The organism is Oceanobacillus sp. AG (assembly GCF_009746545.1).
GTDB lineage: Bacteria > Bacillota > Bacilli > Bacillales > Amphibacillaceae > Oceanobacillus > Oceanobacillus indicireducens.
The window spans coordinates 21367-41852 of record NZ_WOWT01000028.1; the positions used below are offsets into that span (position 1 = coordinate 21367).

A 20486-nucleotide genomic window follows, 5' to 3' on the forward strand; every position below is an offset into this window, starting at 1 on the left:
TTTTTAGATTAATCCAAGTTTTTTAGCGTATGCTTCTAGAGCTTTTTCGAAACATTCTTTAGGAGCACGAACAGTACCTGCACCAACTTGTCCAAGACCTGCTTGTTTATGTGCAATACCGGTGTTAATAATAGGCTCAATTCCAGTTTCCACTACTTTACGTGCATCGATTCCAAGACATGCACCTTGGAAATCCCATGTTGGAATAGTAAAGTTACTATTTTGGCCCATACAAATTTCGCTCATTTCATTACTTGTTTTCAGTGCATCTTGGAAACCACCTGCACCAACAAAGCGTGTAACACCAGGAGCTGCAATCATCGCCATACCACCAACACCGAATGTTTCTGTAATCGCACTGTCACCGATGTCAGGGTTTGCATCATCTTGGGAATAACCAGTAAAGAATAAACCTTGTGGTGTGTTAACTGGTGCTGTAAACCATTCATCACCCATTCCACTAATACGAATACCAAAGTCTTTACCATTACGGCACATTGCAGTAACTACTGTACCATCTTGGATTGTTCTAGCTCCGTCCATTACTGCTTTACTTGTAGCCATCGCAATGTTTAGGAAGAATTGATCTGTATCAGCTAAGAATTTGATAACATCTGTACGATCTTTATCATCCATATCTAGTTGTGTAATGAAGGGGCTGATTTCTTTTAAGAAAATTAATGATGCTGCAATATTACGTTGGTGGAATTCATCACCCATTGTAATTGCTTTTGCAATCATTACGTTTAGGTTCATGCCATCTTCTGTAAGTTTAAGAGCTTTTGCAATAGTTGGACCTAATACATTTTTCATCCAGTGTAGACGATCAATAACCTCTTCTGAGTATGCACCGAAACGAAGTACTTTTCCGATACCTTCGTTCATAATACAGTAAGCTTCATTACCTTCTAAACGATTTTCAACAACAAAAACTGGCATATTAGCGGAAGTAATTCCACCCATTGGTCCTACAGCATTTACATGGTGACAAGGGATTAATGTAACTTCACCATTTTCAAGTAAGTTTCTAACTTCTTCTTCTGTTTCTGCCCAGCCTTCAAATAGGCCCGCACCAACACAAGAACCTTGCATTGGGCCAGTCATGTCTTCCCATTTAATTGGTGGTCCAGCATGTAGCAATACTTTTCCTTCATTTAATTCAGCAATTTTTTCTTTAGCAGGTACAACATCAATTAAATAAGGGGCAGAGTTTACAATTTTTTCAACAACTGCTTCGTTTGCTTCTGTTACTGAGTTATAATTCATGTTCATATTCCTCCTAGATTATTGTTTTAGTATCTCTTTGATTAGGCAAGGACAATTTTTTAAAAAAGAGGATTGTACAAATAATTAAATGATGGAATAGAGCATTTACCCGCTCCGGATATATACTCCGCTAGGTTAACGCATTAATCGAAATTTCACTTGTTCCAATCAGACTAATTAAAATTCAAAATTTTAAAAATGTACTTGCTAGCTATTTTTTAAGGACTGAACATAAGCTCTTCACTTATGTTCAGCCTTTCTCTTTTCAAAGGAAGTTTTATTTTAATAGACTTAGGATTTTTCTCATTTTTTCGTTACCACCAGCTACTGGTCTCCAATCGTATTGTACGACACGGCCACCGTAGGCGGTAATTGCGTCTGTGAAGCTCTTTAGTCCTACGTTAATGATGCTAGGCTTGTTATTTAATAGAGTAGTAATTTCATCGGATACAGTTAAATCGAATTCTTTTACTTCACCTTCAAATGGTACAAGCTCTTTATTAGGATCTTCTACGTTTAATCCAACAATGGACAATGCTGTGCGTACTGCTTGGTTATTGCTGTCTTTCACAATAATACCTGCTTCTGCCAATTTTTTACGTTGGTCAGAATAGCTTTGTGGATCATTTGAAGTACCACAAACAGTTGCTATAACATGTAATGTTCTACCTTGGTCTTTCGCTTTTGCAACAGCTTTTTGAATATATGGAAGTAACGCACTTGCCATATCATCATGTGAACCGTAACCAAGTACGAAGTCTAGTACAACCACTGCTGTACTTGGATCATCTGCAGCTTGCTCTATAAAACGTGCTCTTGTTTCAGGGTCAATCATTGGGTGTGGTTTACCTTGTGTATATTTATCATCACCAAGGTCAACCACTTCATGGCCCTGTTCTTTTAGAACATAACCATCAACGTTTGTAATGTGGCTACCTAAGCCAAGTGCATCAGATATTAACACGGCTGCTTCTGATGCTAATGTACCACCTGAATACAGACCTTTGATTGTCTTTTGACCATCTGCAAGTTCGCTAGTTTCAACTGTATAGTCACCATCTGCATAATTAGCTTTAATATCATTTTTCTTCGCTAGATCAACAGCAATTAATGCAGTTTCTTCTAGTGTATATGCTTGATAGATATTTCCTTCATGTTTTGTTGGTTTTTCACCAAGGAAAATTGTTACAACCGGTTTAGATAAACCGTGAAGTAATGTTTCTACTTCTTTACGAACGGATTCAGCTGGTGGCTTAGAAATAACAACAATTATTTCTGTTTGGTTATGATTTTCCAACGCCTTAATACTATCCATCATTGTAATTGCACCAATTGGCTCTTTTAGGTCACGGCCACCAGTACCAATTGCGTGGCTAACCCCTTCACCTAAACGATCGATAATTGTTGTAACTTCCTGAATACCAGTTCCAGAAGCTCCAACAATACCAATCCGGCCTTTGTTTACAACGTTTGCAAACGCCATTGGAATACCGTCAAGGATTCCAGTACCACAGTCAGGACCCATTACAAGTAAGCCTTTAGCATGAGCTTTTTGCTTTAGCTCAACTTCATCTTCCGTTGATACGTTATCACTAAATAAGAAAGTATGAAGTCCCATATCCAATGCTCTATGTGCTTCTTCAGCAGCATATTGTCCGGGTACAGAGATAAGTGCAACATTTGCATCTGGTAATGCTTTTTTAGCACGATCCCAAGTACGCACAGTTTCAAATACTTCTGAACCGCCACTAATGGATTGGTCCTTTAAATATTGGTCAACTTTTTCTAATACTTCTTCTACTTTTTCTTCGTCATCTGTATCAATTACAATTGCGATGTCATTTGACTCTGCAGTTTCTAATTCATCAGTGTACAGCCCTGCACCTTTGAAAATATCCTTGTTTGCAGGTGTTCCCATCATGATTTGTACTTTGTTAACTCCTTCTGTAGCAGCTACTGCGTTTGTTAGGAGCATAAGGTTAATGGAATCCTGATAAGAATTCTTTTTGATAATTGTATAAATCACCCTAAATCACCTCATTAAGTATTTTTAGTTACATTTACGCCCTTTTGCTTAGATAAATAATGGCAACTATTCTTTGTACAATTGGAGTATATAATAGCATCCATTACAATCGAATAAAATTGAAAGTGTTTACATTACAAAAACCTAAAAACTTCGACAAACCACGTTATCTAGGGGTCTTTGGCGAATGTTAAAAAAACATTAAAAATAGGCGTTACATCTTCCACAACCATTAATTTGATGTATGATTTATAAAAAGACAAGCTGACCTTTCTTGATTGTACGAAAGCGTTTGTTCTATAAGTGTGTTTCATACTATCGAAATTAAAACAAAAGGGGTTGACATGAAATGCTCACGTATGCATACAAAAAAGTGACAGATTGTGAAATTAAAGGGGATTTATATCCAGTTAAAAAGGAAAATGCACCGTTAATTGTTTACATTCACGGCGGTGGATTGGTTTGGGGAACAAAGGAAGACATTTCCAAGGAACAAGTGGAACTATACAATGATGCTGGATATCACGTATTTTCAATTGATTATCGTCTTGCTCCAGAAGCGAAACTCCCAGAAATTGTCACAGACATTGAAGAAGCAATACACTGGGTTAAAAATCAAGAATTCTTTTCGTTTGACCGCAACCGAATTGCTGTCATCGGTGGTTCTGCTGGGGCGTATCTAGCATTAACCACAGGTACATTCAAGGAAAAACCAAATGCAATCATTTCTTTTTATGGGTATGGAAATATTCTTGGTGACTGGTATTTAAAGCCAAGCCCACACTATATTAAAACCACAATGGTTCCAGAAATCTTAGCGAAACAATTAATTAATCTTAAACAAATCTCCTCTGCTCCAATCGAAAAACGATATGCGATTTATCTCTATTGTCGTCAGCAAGGTAAATGGTTAGACTATGTTACGGATTTCAATCCACTTTCTGAAAAAGAACAATTGAAAACCTTTTGTCCAATAGTAAAAGTGGATGAAACGTATCCACCAACATTACTTTTACACGGAGATAGTGACGAAGATGTACCTTACGACGAATCTGTTCAATTTGCCGAGACTTTAAACAAGTTTAATATTCCTCACGATCTCATTACCATTAAAAACGGGAAACATGTGTTTGACCAAAATATGTCTCAACCACAAGTAAAAGAAGCATTTGCAGACGTTTTACGCTTTTTAGAAGAACACATATAATGGGATAATTAAGGTGCAAAAAAAGGTGTGTTTTTTTATTTCAGGAACCTTTAATGCTTCATTTCGTTCCTATAAATAAGTATAAATTATCCTGAATTACGAAAGGAAACGAAGCATTACTCTATTATGAAACAGTTTTTCGACGACCGGAACAGGTTGTTGTACCATCTGTTTCAAGATGAGGTATAATCGAGTAGGAGGAGGTGATTAACCTCCGTCCTCTCACACTACCGTACGTACGGTTCCGTATACGGCGGTTCAATTAAGATGGATAACGCAAAAAATTCATAACGGTTATCAAAGAACTTTTCTAAGTCCATGTCTACTACCCATCTGTAACCATCTTGAATATATCCTTTCGCTTTCCTTACTGCATCATGGGCACTTCGATTTGGTCGAAATCCATTACTATGTTCGGAGAATTTTGGATCATATATCATGGACAGTACTTGGGCTACCGCTTGTTGAATTAAACGGTCTGTCACGGTTGGTAGCCGAATGCCGCCGTCAGGTTTCGGGATTTCGAATCTGCGGACTGGGATTGGCTCGTAGGTGCCTTGGAGAATCGTTTCTTTTAATTCTTTTAAGGATGACCAGCTTAGCTTTCGAGAATGTGCTGGCGTAGGTTTTATACGGGCATCATGTCTACTCCATATCTTCTTTTAATCTGTTCCACTCGTATCCATACAAATCAACGCTCAAACAAGCAAATTTTTTCACAATCCGTAGTATTAAATACAGTATAAGCACAATATAAACCACATTATGATGCTTATCTAGTCGCAGTAAACTGCTCTCCTGTATCTAATCTTGAAAAAGATAATATTTCTTCTCCATTAATGATATCCGTTTCGTCCACTCAAAAAATCAGTCTCTGATATGATTTTTTCGTAAATGGATATAATATCTGAACACCGCTATTTCACATTTTTTTAATTTACAATTAAGGGCTAAAAATTTAAACTATATTCTCCCACGAATCCAATCCTCCCTAAGTATTGCCATGATAATTTCATCTGAAAATGTCCCATTATAGTGTAAAGATTGACGTAAAACCCCTTCTTTTACAAATCCTACTTTTTCATAAGCCCTTATGCCTCTCAAATTATGACTATATACTTCCAATTGCAATCGGTTTATTTTCAATTCATCAAAAACGAAAGGCAAGACACTTTTTATAGCTGCAGTTCCATACCCTTTTCCAGTTAAATCAATCGTACTCATCGCTATTCTAAAACCAGCTTTATTGTCTTCTTTATTGATATCAAGTATGGATAAATCACCAATCATGGTATCATTACCCTTTAAACAGATAGCAAAATCGTAACGCGAAGAATCGTTTTTCACTTTTTCTATATAATCTTTAATTTGTTCTAAAGTAAAGTGATGTTTGGTACCTGTCATATATCGTATCTCTTCATTTTTTGTAGCTTCTAGAATGGTTTGTGCATCTGATTCGCGTAAGTTTCTTAAATAAACCCCTTCATGTTCTAATCTCACTGATCTCCCCTCCTTTATTAGAGATAGTAACGGGACATTAAATCTTTTGTCCATTCAGGTTGATAAACCTCACCAATTGGAGCAAACTCCTTCAGATAAGGCTTAATGTCAATTACAGGTGTTCCGTCGATAGCATCTAATGCCTGCACCACTACTGTCAAATCTTCCACCTTAACAATTCTACATCGCGAGACGCCTATTCGATTGGGACGATTTTTAGAGCGCTGAGCAAATATTCCCCTTTTGGGAAGATCAGTACGATTACGTGGGTGACGAGCACCCTTCTCAATCTTACATTCTGGAACACGATTCATAAAAAATACAACTTCGCAATGTGAAAAGTCATTTAGTCCAATGAGTGCTTGTTCATCAAATTGGTCGGAATCAAGCTTGATCTTTGAGACTACTGAACCCCAGTGGTCATCGATTTCCTCCGTACGTAGACAATGAACAGTCCCGATTGGCTTGATAACGATATTTTCAATTTTTGCATGCATCAAAGTCTCCTCCTTAAAAATTAAAAGAATTAGAACGCAAGAAAAGAGAAAAAATTATCCCCTTGAAGTGGTAATGTTTGAATGAAAAGAGGGGATATTTATGGGAAAATGGTTTATATGAAGCTATTGCATTGTATATTGCTGCAACACTCGGATCAGGTGTTCTTTTTATATCATCGGTTACAGCTTCTATTGCAGGCCCTGCATCCATATTGTCTTGGATAATTGTAATTTTTGCTCAGCCCATAAACTTCCCTTCCCTTATCACCTTTCATGCATAAATACCGAGTTACCAGCAAATTTAATGTCATCACGATTTGATTTTGCAATTTGCCTAATTCATCAGCTAGAAAATTCAAACAATTATCGTTTCCATACTAGTATGTCATTATCCTCTCAGAAATTCAATATCACGATCTGTAAAGAACTGCGTAAAAAGCTAGCCTAACCTATTAAATATTTGATTATTCGATAATTGAAATGTAATAAAGATGTAGAAGTCACGAGTTACCTCTAAACTCCAAACAAGGACGCCCCTCCCTATTAAGGAAAAGCGTCCGATTGCTGGAAACGAATTACTTTTTCAAGATGTCTACAAGTTGCTTGGCTGCATCAGTGCCATTAGCTACACATATGAATAATTCAGGGATAAATAGACTGACCAAATAAATCATCCGTATTAATCTCAAATTCCTTAAACAATCTTGACTTCACATTGCTATCTGAATCAGCTAGATGAAACTGAATATCCTCATTTTCATCTAGAAAATAAACTAAAATCCGCTCATTCATAGGGTCTACTATCGAGTACTCTTTCACACCATGATTCATGTATAAGTTCAGTTTCGTCACCATATCATGCGATTTATTGGAAGGACTTATTATTTCAATCACAAAGTCAGGAGGTCCAATCAGTTCATTTTCAGTGAGGTTACCGGTATTACAGGGTACGAATAGATCCGGAACGACTCTTTTTTTTCATCTTTCTTGATAATTACAGCATAATATTATTGAAGCTATACGTATCAATAATCGACAAACAATCTTTCCAGCGTATCATACGGAGACTTTTTGTTTCGTGGAATGTTTAAGAGAACCCAAGGAATTTGCACGTCCATGGGCAGTCTACCACTTTTTTGTTCAATTAACGTGATTCTAGCAATTATTAGCATATCTTTAATCTAATTTATAGTATAATATATTCGATATGATGGTCAGTGCAAGGGTTGGCGGGATTTTTGCACTCGTATATTTCAATGGGGAAAGAAGGAAAGAATAAATGGGGCTTAAAGAATCGTTTAAAAAAGAGATGGAAAATGCGACAAAAGATATTGATTTAAGTATTACAAAGATATGGAATACAACATATAAGGGCCATCAGATCCAAGTAAAAAATACATTGAAAGAAGAAAGTTTACTTATAGATGGAGTGGAAGTCGCTGGAAATAAACGAAAATCCATTTGGTCACACGCTATTCCAGTCAGTAAATTGTCAGCAATGCTAACACTAGAAAACGGAGAAACGAAGAAAGTTCAAGTGAAATTCAGCGGGCTTGTTCAATTGCATATTCAAATAAAAGTTGGACGGGAAGTTATTTTAAAAGAAAAAATGAAGCTTGAAGTCATTGCTCCATGGGAGCAAAAGGAGCCAATTGTACCATGGATCATCAATCAAGTGGAAAAACACGGGCAAATTATAGATGAAAGTCTGCCGGATCAAGAATATCTTTTGGCAGAGGACGTTGAGGATATGGAACCCGGATACCGTGATCTATTAGGCTATGAAGAGCCCACTCCGATGTATGTCGGAAATTTGATGAAGCGTCTCCAAAAGCAAATCGAAAATCCAACCCCCGAAACCCGTAAATCCACATACGAAAAAGTATTGGATGAGCATGTGATGGAGTATGGAGAAAAGCTTATTGACGCGTTGAAGGAATCGGCTATAGATATGAGTGCTTTATATAAGGAAGCACGCTGGTTTTTGGATCATGCCGCGCATCGTGAAGTAGTGAAATTTGCGCTATTACTTGTCGGTCACACAAAAAAACTGGAAGATGAGCAGCTTTTAAAGCAAATTGGCTTACATGAGGAGTTTACCCGCTATGTGACATTTTCGCTATACCATAGACAAGAACTATTATGGGAATTAGCAGATAACTTAAAAGGCTGGGGAAAAGTGGTGCTGATGCATGAATTGACACCATTGACAGATGAAAGAAAAGCATGGTTTCTGAAACAGTCTTGGGATGATCAAATAAAACGCCAAGCTGTTGCACTCACGTGTGCAGAAAAAAGTGAAATTGATGTGCTGCTTTATCAGGAAGAAATATCGGAGGAACAATTGAGACAAGTAAGTGCTGTCTTAGCAACTTTATTGGAAGAAGTTGATGGAGATTATTTAATGGAGCAATATGAATATGAAGAAATGGTATTAAAACATTATGTTCGCCATGCGAAAAAACAGGGATATTTTGAGATCTTTCCTTTAATCGAATCATTTCTTAATGAAAGAGAGTATCATATCAAATTGGGGGATTATTGAACAATTGAAAAACCACATAAATTCATTAAAAAAGAGCATGAACATTTGACGTTTCTGCTCTTTTTTAGTTCTTTATAATCCTCTTTCATAACGTGACCATACTGACAAAACAGTTACTTTTTTGTTCTTCATCAACACTATAGACCAGTCTATGCTGAATATTCAAAGTGGAAACTAAAAGAAACCTATTGGAAAATAATTCACGAACTTCTTTCCATTTCATTTCGCACCCCTCCTTATCTTCATTTTAATGACTCATGCAGGTAAAATTATTCAATAATAACAGCAACTCTCCCGTCTTCAATCTAAGACGAAATGGTTTAAAGCCTTTTAGCGATAGACTCCGAACTTGTATGGTTAAAGACAATGTATTGTTACATGGTTCTCAAGCAGTATATATAGGTGTGACTAAGTTGACGGAAGCAGAGGGATTTAATTGTTGGATGATTCTCGTAAAGTCCCTCCGTTCTTGTTTAGGAATGACTGAGGCTGGTATCTCCCAAAGTAAAGAGTTCCTTATATCCCCTGTTTCTACATGTACACGATAGTAATAATTAACAACAGTTACCGTGTCAGTCATTGTCGTTTTTTCTGCCAAAAGAATTCGTCTAATTTTCTGTATCGGTATCATACGAGTCCGAAATAACGTTCTATACAAAAGGTAGTGATCTTTTATTTGTAAACGAAGACGCAGATCTTTTATGAGCACGAATAACTGAATGAAAAGAAATAGACGCATGAGTCCGTAGTCTAAAAGATAATAGATACTTATGAAAATAGCAGCAGTAATCCCGTGCTTGATAAAAATAGGTGTTCTCCTTTTTTGAAAATATTGCTTTTCCATAATCTCACCCTTGTACTTTAAATATTCTTTACAAACATTTTATCATATAATCGACAAGTGCCAGGCACTTGTCGATTAGTTTAACGGAGCAATCTTCCAACTATAGGACAAAGATTAGGATTAACCATTGCAATCCAATCTTTTCATCTATTTTCTATATGTAAAGAGCTTTGATATAACATGAGGACGAGCCACATCTCCCATATCTTCACAATCAGTAAGTCATATCAGTTTAAATCATTAGTTTCTTTTGATTGCAGATAATGTAAGAGTTATAGTCTTGAATACAAATTCCCCGATAACTTTGACATTTAATTACCTTAACAAGTTTTCAAAAACAGGATGAAGCTTGCCTTGACAACGTTTACAAATAATTAAGTAAAAGTATTGAATGATATATATGCCTAAAAAAATCAGTTACATAAATCCAGAATAGCCAATAATATTGCATGAGTCTTTTATGTAAAGTTATTTCTTTTGTGTCAATCTCATATATTCGTTAATCAACTTATCCAATTCTTGGCTAATCTGAATGGTTAACGGATTATTCATACCCTTTTCTTCACTGATCCTAATCATTTTTATTTTTAAAACTTCAATTTCTTTACTTAATTCCGTTTTTGATCCCAAAGCTTTTTTAACTCCTATTCCTGATCTAGAATAAACACACAAATTATAGACTATTATTGTTCGTCACTTATTGCAATGAATATGACCTAAAAGATTTTGTGATTACATCCGTCCGATTGACCCGGGTGTGCATCTTTTTGGTCCGCTGCGAACATGGATTTAACCCAATCAAGACATCGCTGTCACAACTTCCTATATAATAAGTTTGCACATGCGTGCAAACTTATTATATAGAGGCTTTTTTGTAATTAATTCAACTTTCGCAGCTGAAACAGTAAACTACCCTACGGTATAATTAGTGAAACCAGCAATTCATTATAGTTATGGACACGATCCCAAGACTTCAATTGAGTGATTAAAGGATTAATGACTCGCTTGAAGGTGATTCCAGATCATTCGAGTGAATAGCGGGGGATCTAATCGATCGAAAGAAGTAGATTTCAGTCGGTTCGAGTGAATAGCGGGGCTCTAATTGATCGAATGAAGCTGATTCCAGTTCATTCGAGTGAATAGAAAGGTTCTAATCGATCGAATGAAGCTGATTCCAGATCATTCGAGTGAATAGCGGGGCTCTAATCGATCGAAAGAAGTAGATTTCAGTCGGTTCGAATGAATAGAAAGGTTCTAATCGATCGGATGAAGCAGATTCCAGTCTGTTCGAGTGAATAGTGAGGCTCTAATCGACCGAATGAAGCTGACTCCAGTCCGTTCGGGTAAATAGAGGACTCCCATTCCCGTTTGAACAAGATCCTAGTTCACTTGGGCTGAAAAATCTTAACAACATCTGAAAACACTTACCTTGCTTGAATTCACTACTGAAGCTGTCCGTTTATTATATTGAGCTAGTCAACTGTACTATGTAAAGTCTTCTCGGTACAGTGATGTAGAGCAATTTTATGAAGCTTATCAGTGCGAAAGTTGAATAATTAAGTATCGTGAAATTTTAAGGCTTTATGCGCAGGAGATCAAAGTGGGTAGCATCAAACAGTGGTCAAAATGGACAAAAAATCTATTGTTATGTCTTCAGGGGAAAAATAATTACTCCATAAAAAGGGATTTAATTAAAGTTATATCTATGTGTGTTGTAGGCTCACTTCTTGTAATGGCAATTCCTTTTTTCTTTAGGATTTTTAGTTGAAAATTGTTCAATAATCGGAGGTGATTGTGGAAAAAAGGGCATTTGTATTAAGTCAGCTGTATAAGTGATGCCCTTTTATTGTCTAACCTTTTCATCTCTTTTCTACATTATCACATTATTTTCCGATTACTTTATTTTTTTAACAGAAAAAAGTAAAAATACCACCAACCATCCAAAACGGTTCCCAAAAAAGTAGTCTCCACAATACTGCATATAATTCTAAATCAAAATTCAATATATGAAACAGACTTAATGTGATAGTGGTGAAATTAAGGAAGCCATAAAAGAACAGGATAATCCCCACTATTTTAGTCACATAAAAGAGTATGCTGCTTATTATTGGCTTCTTCCATTGAAGAAGTAGCAATGACGATAATAGCAAACCAAATAACTTCATTATACCCGTGAGCCATAAAATGATGACAATTTATCCCTTATTTTTAAATAGAGTCTTGAAAAATTGTACCGATCGATTTTCATAGAAAAATAAATAGCTTCAATTATTAATTATTAGGGAATATTATTTTTAGATGATTAAGATGCAGAACGTTTTCCGTCTATTTTATTTGTATAGTAGGTAGTGAATCCAATAATAAGCGGAACAAAAACAAGGATAGGGATCACCCACACAACCAGACTTACGGATTCAATCTGAAGGAGTCTCGGCGCACCAAATACAGTAAATGCAGTAACGGTAGCGATACAGCATGATAGCATACCTATAATATGTTCTACTATCCAATGCGATCTTCTAGTCGGAGCTGACAACCAGTATTGTAGTTGAGCTCCTCCCAAAAATACACCTACAATAGGGAAAAACTTTAATAATGGAAAATCAATTTTCCAGCCATATATGCTAATCGCAATACCAGAGACAAGTAATAGCGCCGGCAGCAATAGATCAATCACTTTTCTATGTGCGATTCGGCGCGTTTTATAACGAAGGACTCGTAAGCCATACCACACCGCCCCACCACTTAAAATAGCAATGAAAATAAGAAACCAAGAAAATGGAACATCCTCTGCATTAAATGATGAATCCCACGCAAGACGATAAATTCCCATATATAATGCTGAAACGGATACAATGCTCATAGCAACCACATATATCCAGCCACTGCGTCGATGAATCTTACTACCTTTTCTCGTAACGATTGGAATCCAAAACACGAATAATGCCAAGAATCCCCCGATAATATGAGACCACCGAGCAGCTATAAAAATAAATTCCACCAGTCTCTCCCCCTTGCACCATAGTTTTTTCAAATCTAAACGGTTTCAATTTGTGATAAGAACTTTCCCCCATTTTGTAGATGTTCTTCATTTTCTTTAATGTAATCTTATTCAGAACGAAGATGCAGTATCATTTTAAAAAATTCATGCTCTCCAGAATTGCTTTATTTGTTTTAGTGTATCATAATCTATGCCAGAAATATGTTAGGTTTATAATAATTTTTCCAATAGAAAGATAAAATCACGAAATCGTTCACTTTCTACTTACTCCGATTGGTCTCTCACCAACTTGCTGGGCGCGCATAAAAAAAGACTGCCATCTAAGGCAATCTTTTTAAACTAATATGGTTATCAATCTTCAAGGATAAATGTAAATTCATTAACCTCTACTGTCTTTAAAGAGGTGATTATTTTATAATCTCGTTGTATAGTAAACCATCATTATTAAATTCAACAATCTTTAAACGGTTATCATGTTTGATGAAAATACTTTTGTATTCTGAATGCCCATTTTCATCTTCAAATAAAATAATACGGTTTCCTTTGTTATCTGTTTCAACAACGCCTTGATACTTATCTAAGTCAATATGCTCTGCTATTATGTCAAACTCTGGATATGTTTCCAAATCACCATTATTTGCTACTGTATCGCTTGTATCTCCATCGTCAGAATCGTCCTCTTGGTTTTCTATATCTTCAGTAGCACCGTCAGAATTTTCATCGTTTTCTTCATCTTCAGTAACACCGTCGGCCTCATCTTCAAGGTTTTCGTCAGAGTCAACGATTTCATTAGATTCTTCCTGTTCCTGCGTTTCAAGTCCATCAGTATCGTTACTTGAACAACCAGCTACTAATATAATACCAAGAAGAATGGCAAGTCCTTTCTTCAAAAAATCCCTTCTTTCCTAACTGTTTTACTACGCACTTTAAAAGCACAAGTATTACCATACATTATTCAAGAAGAAATGACAACAAAAAAGTTTTCATAGATAGAGGACTTTGCTTCTTTCGTTTGGATGATATGTATTTAATTCTTTTGTTCACTTCATATAAGAAATGATATCTTGTTTATTGGGTTTATCTTAAAACAATCGCATCCAATTGCTAAAGACCTTAATTTTGCAAGAAATTGCCTAGCTATTGAAAAGAGACTCTATTTTTTCCCTTATATGATTGACTAACGGCATGACTTCAGCTTCTATTCCATCCCAATTATCATTATACTCTCCAAGGTAAGCTTTTCTAGCGATATCGAGCACTTTTGCCTGCTGCTTTGGTAATCTAGGGATTGCCCATTGTGCAGCTACGTCTTTTGGAGAAATTATGCTTTCAGACATAGTGTGCCACATGCGAGCAAGAGTTAATAGCACATTACGTTCGTCACCTTCCATACCATCAATTAACTCTGGTAAAGTCTCCTTTATTGCCTTTTGAATATCTGTTATCGGAATGGGATCAAGTATCGTTGACAGCTCAGGTCCAAATAGTGAAATGCTATACTCCCGTGCCTGTGCTAAAACTATAGCTAGGTCAGGATCAAACGTTGGCTTCGGAATTTGACCCTTTTCAAACTCGGATCTAAGCCATTCACCATAGACTAATTCATTCCTCGGTGGATATTGTCGGGGTACGTTATCTTTTTCATTAATAACGATGAATTCAAGGTAGCGCATCCCCTCTTCATTTCCTATTTTTCCTGAAATCGTCATTAACCGTTCTGTCAGTTTTTTTCGAGTAGTTTTAGATAATCGCTGATTTACGACAGCAAGAACATCGACATCACTATTGATACGCAAGCCACCGTTTACTGACGAGCCATAAAGGTAAACACCGATTAATTTGCTTCCGAGTACATTCTTTGCAATTCTTAATGCGTTCCATGCTTCCTTTGGTATTTGTTCATTAGTCATATTGCTCATCGGCTACATACCCCTCTATTCAAATCCTATTAAAAGTCCGCATACATTGCTCCATAATTCTGGCCCGATTATTAAAATAGAGCGCTTATTCTGCAGTTAAAGCGTCCGATTACGGTAATTTCTTGAATGCATTATTTTTTTAAAGTATCTACCAATCGCTTAGCATCCACCATTGACATACCTTTTTCTCCTCTTAAATACTTTATCGTTTTAACGTCACCAAGTGTTTTCAATTTCGCACTTGCAACAGCAATCAATTCATCATTGTTTTCATTAGGGAGTGGCTTCTGGTTCTCTTCTCTTAAAATATTTATTTTCTTAGATTGTCCAAAGAGTATGATTAAAAATACCACATTTAAAATCAAGGACGTAATTAAACCCCAGTTCATATTCTAAAAACCTCCTGTCTTACTTTAAATTTTATCATACATTTATATTAATTTAATTTTAGATGATACATTTTATAGAGATTGCTATATATGTAAGGGTTTCTACAACATTTATTCAACTGTTGAGCCAGTTAATTGAATTAGGTTATTGGAATTAGAAGGATTAAGCGTAAAGCGTTGTGTTATTATAAAAATATAGTTTAAAGAGAAATTAATGAGGTGAAACGAATGGTTAGAAGGAGACGTATAGCCTCCTAAAATAGATGTAATGTTAATTTTAGGAGGCTATCTTAATAATAGGAGATGTATTGAAAATGAAACAAAATAAATATGACGATCCAAATTTCTTTTCTGCTTATGAACAAATGCCACGATCAGTTAAAGGACTTGAAGGTGCAGGAGAATGGCATATATTTAGAGAACTAATACCAAATCTAAAAGATAAAAATGTTCTCGATTTAGGTTGCGGCTTTGGCTGGCATTGCCGATATGCTCGTGAGCAACAAGCAAGCTATGTTATAGGTGTAGATATCTCTAAACAAATGATTCAAAGAGCACGCGAAATGACAAATGATCCTTTAATTTCGTATATAAAAGCTCCCATTGAAGACATAGATTTTTCAAGCTCTCAATTTGATGTAGTAATCAGTTCGTTGGCTTTTCACTATATCAAGTCGTTTAAATTAATCTGCGAAAAGGTTCATGATTATCTAAAGACCGATGGAAATTTCGTTTTCTCAGTTGAACATCCAATTTTCACTTCGCGGAATGAACAAGATTGGTATTATGATGAAAAGGGAAATCCTCTGCATTGGCCAGTTGATAATTACCAAATAGAAGGAGTACGTGAAACAACCTTCCTAGATGAGCAGGTTACAAAATACCATCGTACAATTTCAACATATATAAATGATTTAATTGATACTGGTTTTACTGTAAAAGCTGTAAAGGAATCGATTCCTTCTGATGAAATGTTAATAAGTATTCCTGAAATGAAAAATGAGACTCGAAGACCTATGTTCTTAATGATATCGGCAGAAAAGGATAACAGCTAATAGGCATTGGTCACTCTTCCATAACGGGCGTGTTTGTAAAAATAAAAAACATCATTTTTTAAGTCAATAATGGTGAACTGTAGAATTAAATGAATATTATCCGAACAAAAGAAGCAGCTAACTTTAAAAGTTGGCTGTTTTTTATGCTTATTATTAACTCAATTTTCGCAACCTGAAAAATTGAAGCAAATCATCCTAATTTAACGCCCCTAGCCTTTAATGTTGTACTAGCCGTTATTAATTAAAAAAGTCTTCTCAAAATGAATGAATGCTCTCATTGAACGTAAGTATCTTGCTCGGTCATTATTTTTGCGTCCTGATTACCGTTCAGTTGCCCGGCGGACGGATACTTTCCCAATTAAGTAAGATAATCATGCTAATGGGAAAATAAATCCTAGTTGTTTTCCCGTTAAGGTAAGATGAACATGCTAATGGGAAAATAAAACTAGTTGTTTTCCCATTAAAGTAAGATGAGTATGCTAATGAGAAAATAAAGCTCAGTTGCTTTCCCATTAAAGTAAGATGAACATGCTGATGGGAAAATAAACCCCTGTTGTTTTCCCATTAAAGTAAGATGAACATGCTGATGGGAAAATAAACCCCAGTTGTTTTCCCATTAAAGTAAGATGAACATGCTGATGGGAAAATAAACCTTAGTTGTTTTCCCATTAAAGTAAGATGAATATGCTAATGGGAAAATAAAGCTCAGTTATTTTCCCATTAAAGTAAGATGAATATGCTATTGGGAAAATAAAACCCAGTTGTTTTCCCATTATAGTAAGATGAGCATGCTAATAGGAAAATAAAACTCAGTTGTTTTCCCATTAAAGTAAGATGAACATGCTTGATGGGAAAATAAAACTCAGTTGTTTTCCCATTAAAGTAAGCTGAACAAGCTAATGGGAAAATAAAGCTCAGTTATTTTCCCATTGAAGTAAGATGAATATGCTAATGGGAAAATAAAGCTCAGTTGTTTTCCCATTGAAGTAAGATGAATATGCTAATGGGAAAATAAACCCCAGTTGTTTTCCCATTAAAGTAAGATGAACATGCTAAAGGGAAAATAAACCCCAGTTGTTTTCCCATTAAAGTAAGATGAACATGCTGATGGGAAAATAAACCTTAGTTATTTTCCAAATGCCAAAATTAACAGAGAAGTTTAACATAGGATATTTTTTAAAGAAATTTATTTAATACTGTTGACGTTGACGTTGCGTAAAGGTGTAACATTATTTACAAGGAGGTGATCTGATGGAATATACAGTGCAAAGTCTTGGAAGGCTAGCAGGTGTTAGTGGAAGAACATTGAGATATTATGATGAAATTGGAATTCTTAAGCCGGCAAGAATTAATTCATCAGGGTATCGGATATATGGTCAGGCAGAGATAGACAGATTACAGCAAATCCTATTTTATAAAGAGCTTGGCGTCAGCTTAAATAGCATAAAGGATATTTTAACTGCACCTTCTTTTGATGGAGTAACTGCACTTAAAGAACATCGGCAAAAACTCCTTGAAAAAAGAGAACAGCTAGATCTACTGATAGCAAATGTAGATAAAACAATCGCTTCAAAAGAAAGGAAAATTAACATGTCAGATAAAGAAAAGTTTGAAGGATTTAAGAAAAAAATGATAGATGAAAATGAGCTCAAATATGGGAAAGAAATTCGTGAAAAACATGGAATTGAGACAGTGGAGAAATCGAATAAAAAGATAATGAACATGACTCAGGAAGAATATGAAGCTGTGACAAAGCTTTCAGAACAGCTAACAGAAACATTATCGAAAGCTTTTAAAACTGGTGATCCAGCTAGTGATATCGCTCAAAAAGCAGCCGATTTACACAAACAATGGCTAACTTTTTATTGGAGCAAATACAGTAAGGAAGCACATGCAGGCCTTGCTCAAAGATATGTTGATGATGAAAGATTTACAGCATACTACGATAAAGAACAACCCGGTACTGCCGCATTTTTACGAGATGCCATTCACATCTATACAGGGATGAAGAAGTAATCGTCGAAAAGCATCCTGTAGTCATATTATATGGTAGGTGCATTAAATATTAAAGATATGAATGATCTATTCCGTATTGAAGAAGATGATGAATAATATAAATTATGAAGTGGCACGAACTCTTAGATAGTTAGAGACCGTGCCATATGTTTTATTGTATAACTTCATTTATTTTCACCCGAACAGCTTCCAAAATTTCAGTGTTCACATGTCCAAATTTTTTTCTGACAATATTTTTAGATAGTGTGTATACTTTGTCTGCCCTTATTTCTGATGTTTTTTAAGTTCTCCCTCTGTCAAATCTTTTGAATCGATTACAATAGAATATAAAAGAATATAAAAGATCCCTAATTTTTGAAGTGATAGCTAAAACAACGATATCTTCCATCACCTCGTTATAACTGTCGTTTGAAATAATGAGCACAGGACGTTGCTTTTGTTGTTTTAAATTACTGAATGGAACTGGTATTAAAACAATATCACCTTGTTTATACATTGTTCCAAACCTCGTCATCAATGTCATTATCCCAAAAATCCAAACTGCTCTCACTGGCTTCTGTTAAATCCTCAGATACACTTTTATCGCTTTTAGCTTTTAAAAACTCGGCAAAATCCAGAATTTTATCCACATCTTTTTCAGGTATTTCATCAATAATTTTAAGTAAACGATCCTTAGCAGTATTCACGTATTCATCACCACTTTTATGAATATTTTATTTTATTATATCACTTCATATTACGTTTCACTATATATTCATGATTCAAACATTGGTTTATAATTATGATTATTTGCTTCATTTTCTTTCATTCATCCCTGGACTTATTTGTATATAAGAAATGCCACTCTCTGTTGTCATTATAGGTGCTTAAATGTTACAATTTATAAAGATTGTTATGTAGATTCAGGAGATTATAGCATTTCTCTTATTCACCTAAAGGTCATGAAATTTAAGATGTTTCAAAGAATAATGTTCATTTAATTTTATTTGAAGTGTGGTGAGAAGTCTAAAATGGAAGCGAAGGAATTTCAAAATTGGATTGCTGAATATTATAAGTCAAGAGGTTGGGCTGATTTAGATATTTTTGTACGTATTGGCTTCTTGTCAGAAGAGACGGGAGAAGTCGCTAGAGCAATTAGAGCTCTGGAAATCGGACGAGACCGACCAGATGAGCATCCTATCTCATTGGCAGAAAGTAAGAAGAATTTAACAGAAGAACTTGGTGATGTATTAGGTAATGTAGTTGTTATTGCGAATAAATATAATATAGATTTGGAAGAAATTTTCTTAGAACATAAACGAAAGCTGTCCAATAGATATCTTTAAGTAAATAAACCGGGAGCAAAGGTGTGGTTGAAATGGAGATTAAAAGTCTTGCTGTATTTTGTGGGTCAAGTACGGGAATAAACAGCGTTTATATAGAACATGCAAAAAGATTTGGAGAAGAATTAGCCAATAATAATAAAACTTTAATTTACGGTGGAGCCCAAGTGGGATGTATGGGTGCATTGGCTGATGCTTCCTTACACAGTGGTGGTAATGTGATAGGAGTGATTCCTCAAAAATTAAAAGCTGTAGAGATTGCTCATGATCAATTATCAGAGCTACATGTTGTTAATACAATGCACGAGCGTAAATCAAAAATGGCAGAATTAGCGGACGGATTTGTCGCTTTGCCTGGGGGCGCAGGAACATTAGAAGAATGGTTTGAAGTATTTACTTGGTCACAGCTGGGTTATCATGCAAAGCCTTGTGGATTGCTAAATGTAAATAACTTTTTCGATCCGCTAATTACCATGTTAGATCATACGATTGAACAGGGGTTTATGAATAAAGATTATCGAGAAATGATAATTATCTCCCCAGATCCCAAAGAATTATTAGAAAAAATCGATTCCTTTAGTCCGAGCCACGCTGTGAAATGGACTTAATGATTTGGATAATACTGCAACAAACGGGCGTAATTTATATGAGTGGAAAGAAATTAAGGGTTCATCCCTAAACTCTTTTCAAAAAACTAAAAAAGGATAGCACATAACTAGTATGTGTATCCTTTCTGTCCCACAATCGCGCCCTATTCATGAATAAGCTTACTTTTCCTTTACAGCAATGGAAAAGCTTCAAGGATTTCTTCATGGGAATGAAGCTCTTTAATAGTTAGTAAATCCATTTCCAAGCTCCCTTTTAATTTATTTTAGGTTCATGGTTCATTCAACTTTCTA

General features: G+C 35.5%; 19 protein-coding genes and 2 pseudogenes. 7 read left to right on the forward strand and 14 right to left on the reverse strand.

The annotated features are described in order from the left end of the window. Positions 1–3: 3 nt before the first annotated feature. Together GN217_RS14445 and fdrA are read right to left on the reverse strand one after the other, a co-directional pair. Positions 4–1266, reverse strand: a complete 1263-nt coding sequence (locus GN217_RS14445; protein WP_156857368.1) for a YlbE family protein — start codon at positions 1264–1266, stop codon at positions 4–6. Between the two features lie 277 nt (positions 1267–1543). Further along, entirely contained in the window at positions 1544–3292 is a 1749-nt protein-coding gene (gene fdrA / locus GN217_RS14450) for an acyl-CoA synthetase FdrA (protein WP_156857369.1), read from the reverse strand. Positions 3293–3641: 349 nt separating this feature from the next. On the opposite strand from fdrA, the gene GN217_RS14455 reads away from it, so the two are divergent. Beyond that, entirely contained in the window at positions 3642–4499 is an 858-nt protein-coding gene (locus tag GN217_RS14455; protein WP_156857370.1) for an alpha/beta hydrolase, read from the forward strand. A 227-nt stretch (positions 4500–4726) separates the two neighbouring features. Here GN217_RS14455 and GN217_RS19460 read toward each other — a convergent pair whose 3' ends face one another. The 3 genes from GN217_RS19460 to GN217_RS14470 all read right to left on the reverse strand — a co-directional run bounded on the left by GN217_RS19460 (position 4727) and on the right by GN217_RS14470 (position 6496). Then, positions 4727–4984: a reverse transcriptase domain-containing protein gene (locus tag GN217_RS19460; protein WP_370459801.1), complete on the reverse strand. Its 258-nt coding sequence runs from the start codon at positions 4982–4984 to the stop codon at positions 4727–4729. 478 nt (positions 4985–5462) lie between these two features. After that, entirely contained in the window at positions 5463–5999 is a 537-nt protein-coding gene (locus GN217_RS14465) for a GNAT family N-acetyltransferase (protein WP_156857371.1), read from the reverse strand. A 17-nt stretch (positions 6000–6016) separates the two neighbouring features. Next, positions 6017–6496: an SAM-dependent methyltransferase gene (locus GN217_RS14470; RefSeq protein ID WP_198042674.1), complete on the reverse strand. Its 480-nt coding sequence runs from the start codon at positions 6494–6496 to the stop codon at positions 6017–6019. A gap of 77 nt (positions 6497–6573) precedes the next feature. Here GN217_RS14470 and GN217_RS14475 point away from each other — a divergent pair. Next, a pseudogene (locus GN217_RS14475) lies at positions 6574–6768 on the forward strand (hypothetical protein); the annotation flags it as partial. Between the two features lie 370 nt (positions 6769–7138). Here GN217_RS14475 and GN217_RS14480 read toward each other — a convergent pair. After that, positions 7139–7456: pseudogene (locus GN217_RS14480) on the reverse strand (Uma2 family endonuclease); the annotation flags it as partial. A gap of 319 nt (positions 7457–7775) precedes the next feature. Between GN217_RS14480 and GN217_RS14485 the strand changes: the two are divergent. Further along, positions 7776–9041, forward strand: a complete 1266-nt coding sequence (locus tag GN217_RS14485) for a hypothetical protein (RefSeq protein ID WP_156857372.1) — start codon at positions 7776–7778, stop codon at positions 9039–9041. A 385-nt stretch (positions 9042–9426) separates the two neighbouring features. Here the strand turns inward: GN217_RS14485 and GN217_RS14490 are convergent, their stop codons facing one another. The 6 genes from GN217_RS14490 to GN217_RS14515 all read right to left on the reverse strand — a co-directional run bounded on the left by GN217_RS14490 (position 9427) and on the right by GN217_RS14515 (position 15194). Continuing rightward, positions 9427–9885: a hypothetical protein gene (locus GN217_RS14490; protein WP_156857373.1), complete on the reverse strand. Its 459-nt coding sequence runs from the start codon at positions 9883–9885 to the stop codon at positions 9427–9429. A gap of 468 nt (positions 9886–10353) precedes the next feature. Continuing rightward, entirely contained in the window at positions 10354–10557 is a 204-nt protein-coding gene (locus tag GN217_RS14495; RefSeq protein ID WP_370459802.1) for a Spo0E family sporulation regulatory protein-aspartic acid phosphatase, read from the reverse strand. A gap of 1630 nt (positions 10558–12187) precedes the next feature. Then, the gene (locus GN217_RS14500; RefSeq protein WP_156857374.1) at positions 12188–12886 is read right to left on the reverse strand and encodes a DUF2306 domain-containing protein; all 699 of its coding nucleotides are present in this window, start codon (positions 12884–12886) and stop codon (positions 12188–12190) included. 407 nt (positions 12887–13293) lie between these two features. Beyond that, positions 13294–13776 carry a putative periplasmic lipoprotein gene (locus GN217_RS14505; RefSeq protein WP_156857375.1) on the reverse strand — a complete coding sequence of 161 codons (483 nt, stop codon included), beginning with the start codon at positions 13774–13776 and terminating at the stop codon, positions 13294–13296. A gap of 243 nt (positions 13777–14019) precedes the next feature. After that, entirely contained in the window at positions 14020–14805 is a 786-nt protein-coding gene (gene ant(9) / locus GN217_RS14510) for an aminoglycoside nucleotidyltransferase ANT(9) (RefSeq protein WP_156857376.1), read from the reverse strand. 131 nt (positions 14806–14936) lie between these two features. Next, positions 14937–15194: a hypothetical protein gene (locus GN217_RS14515; RefSeq protein ID WP_156857377.1), complete on the reverse strand. Its 258-nt coding sequence runs from the start codon at positions 15192–15194 to the stop codon at positions 14937–14939. A gap of 314 nt (positions 15195–15508) precedes the next feature. Here GN217_RS14515 and GN217_RS14520 point away from each other — a divergent pair, with 314 nt between their 5' ends. Continuing rightward, positions 15509–16249 (forward strand): class I SAM-dependent methyltransferase, encoded by a 741-nt coding sequence (locus tag GN217_RS14520; protein WP_156857378.1) that lies wholly within the window; start codon positions 15509–15511, stop codon positions 16247–16249. Positions 16250–17500: 1251 nt separating this feature from the next. Continuing rightward, positions 17501–18265: a MerR family transcriptional regulator gene (locus tag GN217_RS14525; protein ID WP_156857379.1), complete on the forward strand. Its 765-nt coding sequence runs from the start codon at positions 17501–17503 to the stop codon at positions 18263–18265. 280 nt (positions 18266–18545) lie between these two features. On the opposite strand, the gene GN217_RS19465 is transcribed toward GN217_RS14525, so the two are convergent. Beyond that, positions 18546–18779, reverse strand: a complete 234-nt coding sequence (locus tag GN217_RS19465) for a type II toxin-antitoxin system PemK/MazF family toxin (protein ID WP_198042675.1) — start codon at positions 18777–18779, stop codon at positions 18546–18548. Beyond that, on the reverse strand, positions 18754–18951 hold the full coding sequence (locus GN217_RS14535; RefSeq protein WP_156857380.1) for a DUF2281 domain-containing protein: 198 nt from the start codon (positions 18949–18951) through the stop codon (positions 18754–18756). Before GN217_RS14535 ends, GN217_RS19465 begins: the two co-directional genes overlap by 26 nt. 324 nt (positions 18952–19275) lie before the next feature. Here GN217_RS14535 and GN217_RS14540 point away from each other — a divergent pair, with 324 nt between their 5' ends. Then, positions 19276–19590, forward strand: a complete 315-nt coding sequence (locus tag GN217_RS14540; RefSeq protein WP_156857381.1) for a MazG nucleotide pyrophosphohydrolase domain-containing protein — start codon at positions 19276–19278, stop codon at positions 19588–19590. A gap of 32 nt (positions 19591–19622) precedes the next feature. Beyond that, positions 19623–20195 (forward strand): LOG family protein, encoded by a 573-nt coding sequence (locus GN217_RS14545; protein WP_156857382.1) that lies wholly within the window; start codon positions 19623–19625, stop codon positions 20193–20195. Positions 20196–20486 lie beyond the last annotated feature (291 nt).

Excerpts from the sequence above, each read along its gene's own strand:
- GN217_RS14520 (WP_156857378.1), top strand. The coding sequence starts at position 15,509 with ATGAAACAAAATAAATATGACGATCCAAATTTCTTTTCTGCTTATGAA.
- GN217_RS19465 (WP_198042675.1), bottom strand. The coding sequence starts at position 18,779 with ATGACGAGGTTTGGAACAATGTATAAACAAGGTGATATTGTTTTAATA.
- GN217_RS14540 (WP_156857381.1), top strand. The coding sequence starts at position 19,276 with ATGGAAGCGAAGGAATTTCAAAATTGGATTGCTGAATATTATAAGTCA.
- GN217_RS14470 (WP_198042674.1), bottom strand. The coding sequence starts at position 6,496 with ATGCATGCAAAAATTGAAAATATCGTTATCAAGCCAATCGGGACTGTT.
- GN217_RS14485 (WP_156857372.1), top strand. The coding sequence starts at position 7,776 with ATGGGGCTTAAAGAATCGTTTAAAAAAGAGATGGAAAATGCGACAAAA.
- GN217_RS14515 (WP_156857377.1), bottom strand. The coding sequence starts at position 15,194 with ATGAACTGGGGTTTAATTACGTCCTTGATTTTAAATGTGGTATTTTTA.
- GN217_RS14545 (WP_156857382.1), top strand. The coding sequence starts at position 19,623 with ATGGAGATTAAAAGTCTTGCTGTATTTTGTGGGTCAAGTACGGGAATA.
- GN217_RS14445 (WP_156857368.1), bottom strand. The coding sequence starts at position 1,266 with ATGAATTATAACTCAGTAACAGAAGCAAACGAAGCAGTTGTTGAAAAA.
- GN217_RS14455 (WP_156857370.1), top strand. The coding sequence starts at position 3,642 with ATGCTCACGTATGCATACAAAAAAGTGACAGATTGTGAAATTAAAGGG.
- GN217_RS14525 (WP_156857379.1), top strand. The coding sequence starts at position 17,501 with ATGGAATATACAGTGCAAAGTCTTGGAAGGCTAGCAGGTGTTAGTGGA.
- GN217_RS14490 (WP_156857373.1), bottom strand. The coding sequence starts at position 9,885 with ATGGAAAAGCAATATTTTCAAAAAAGGAGAACACCTATTTTTATCAAG.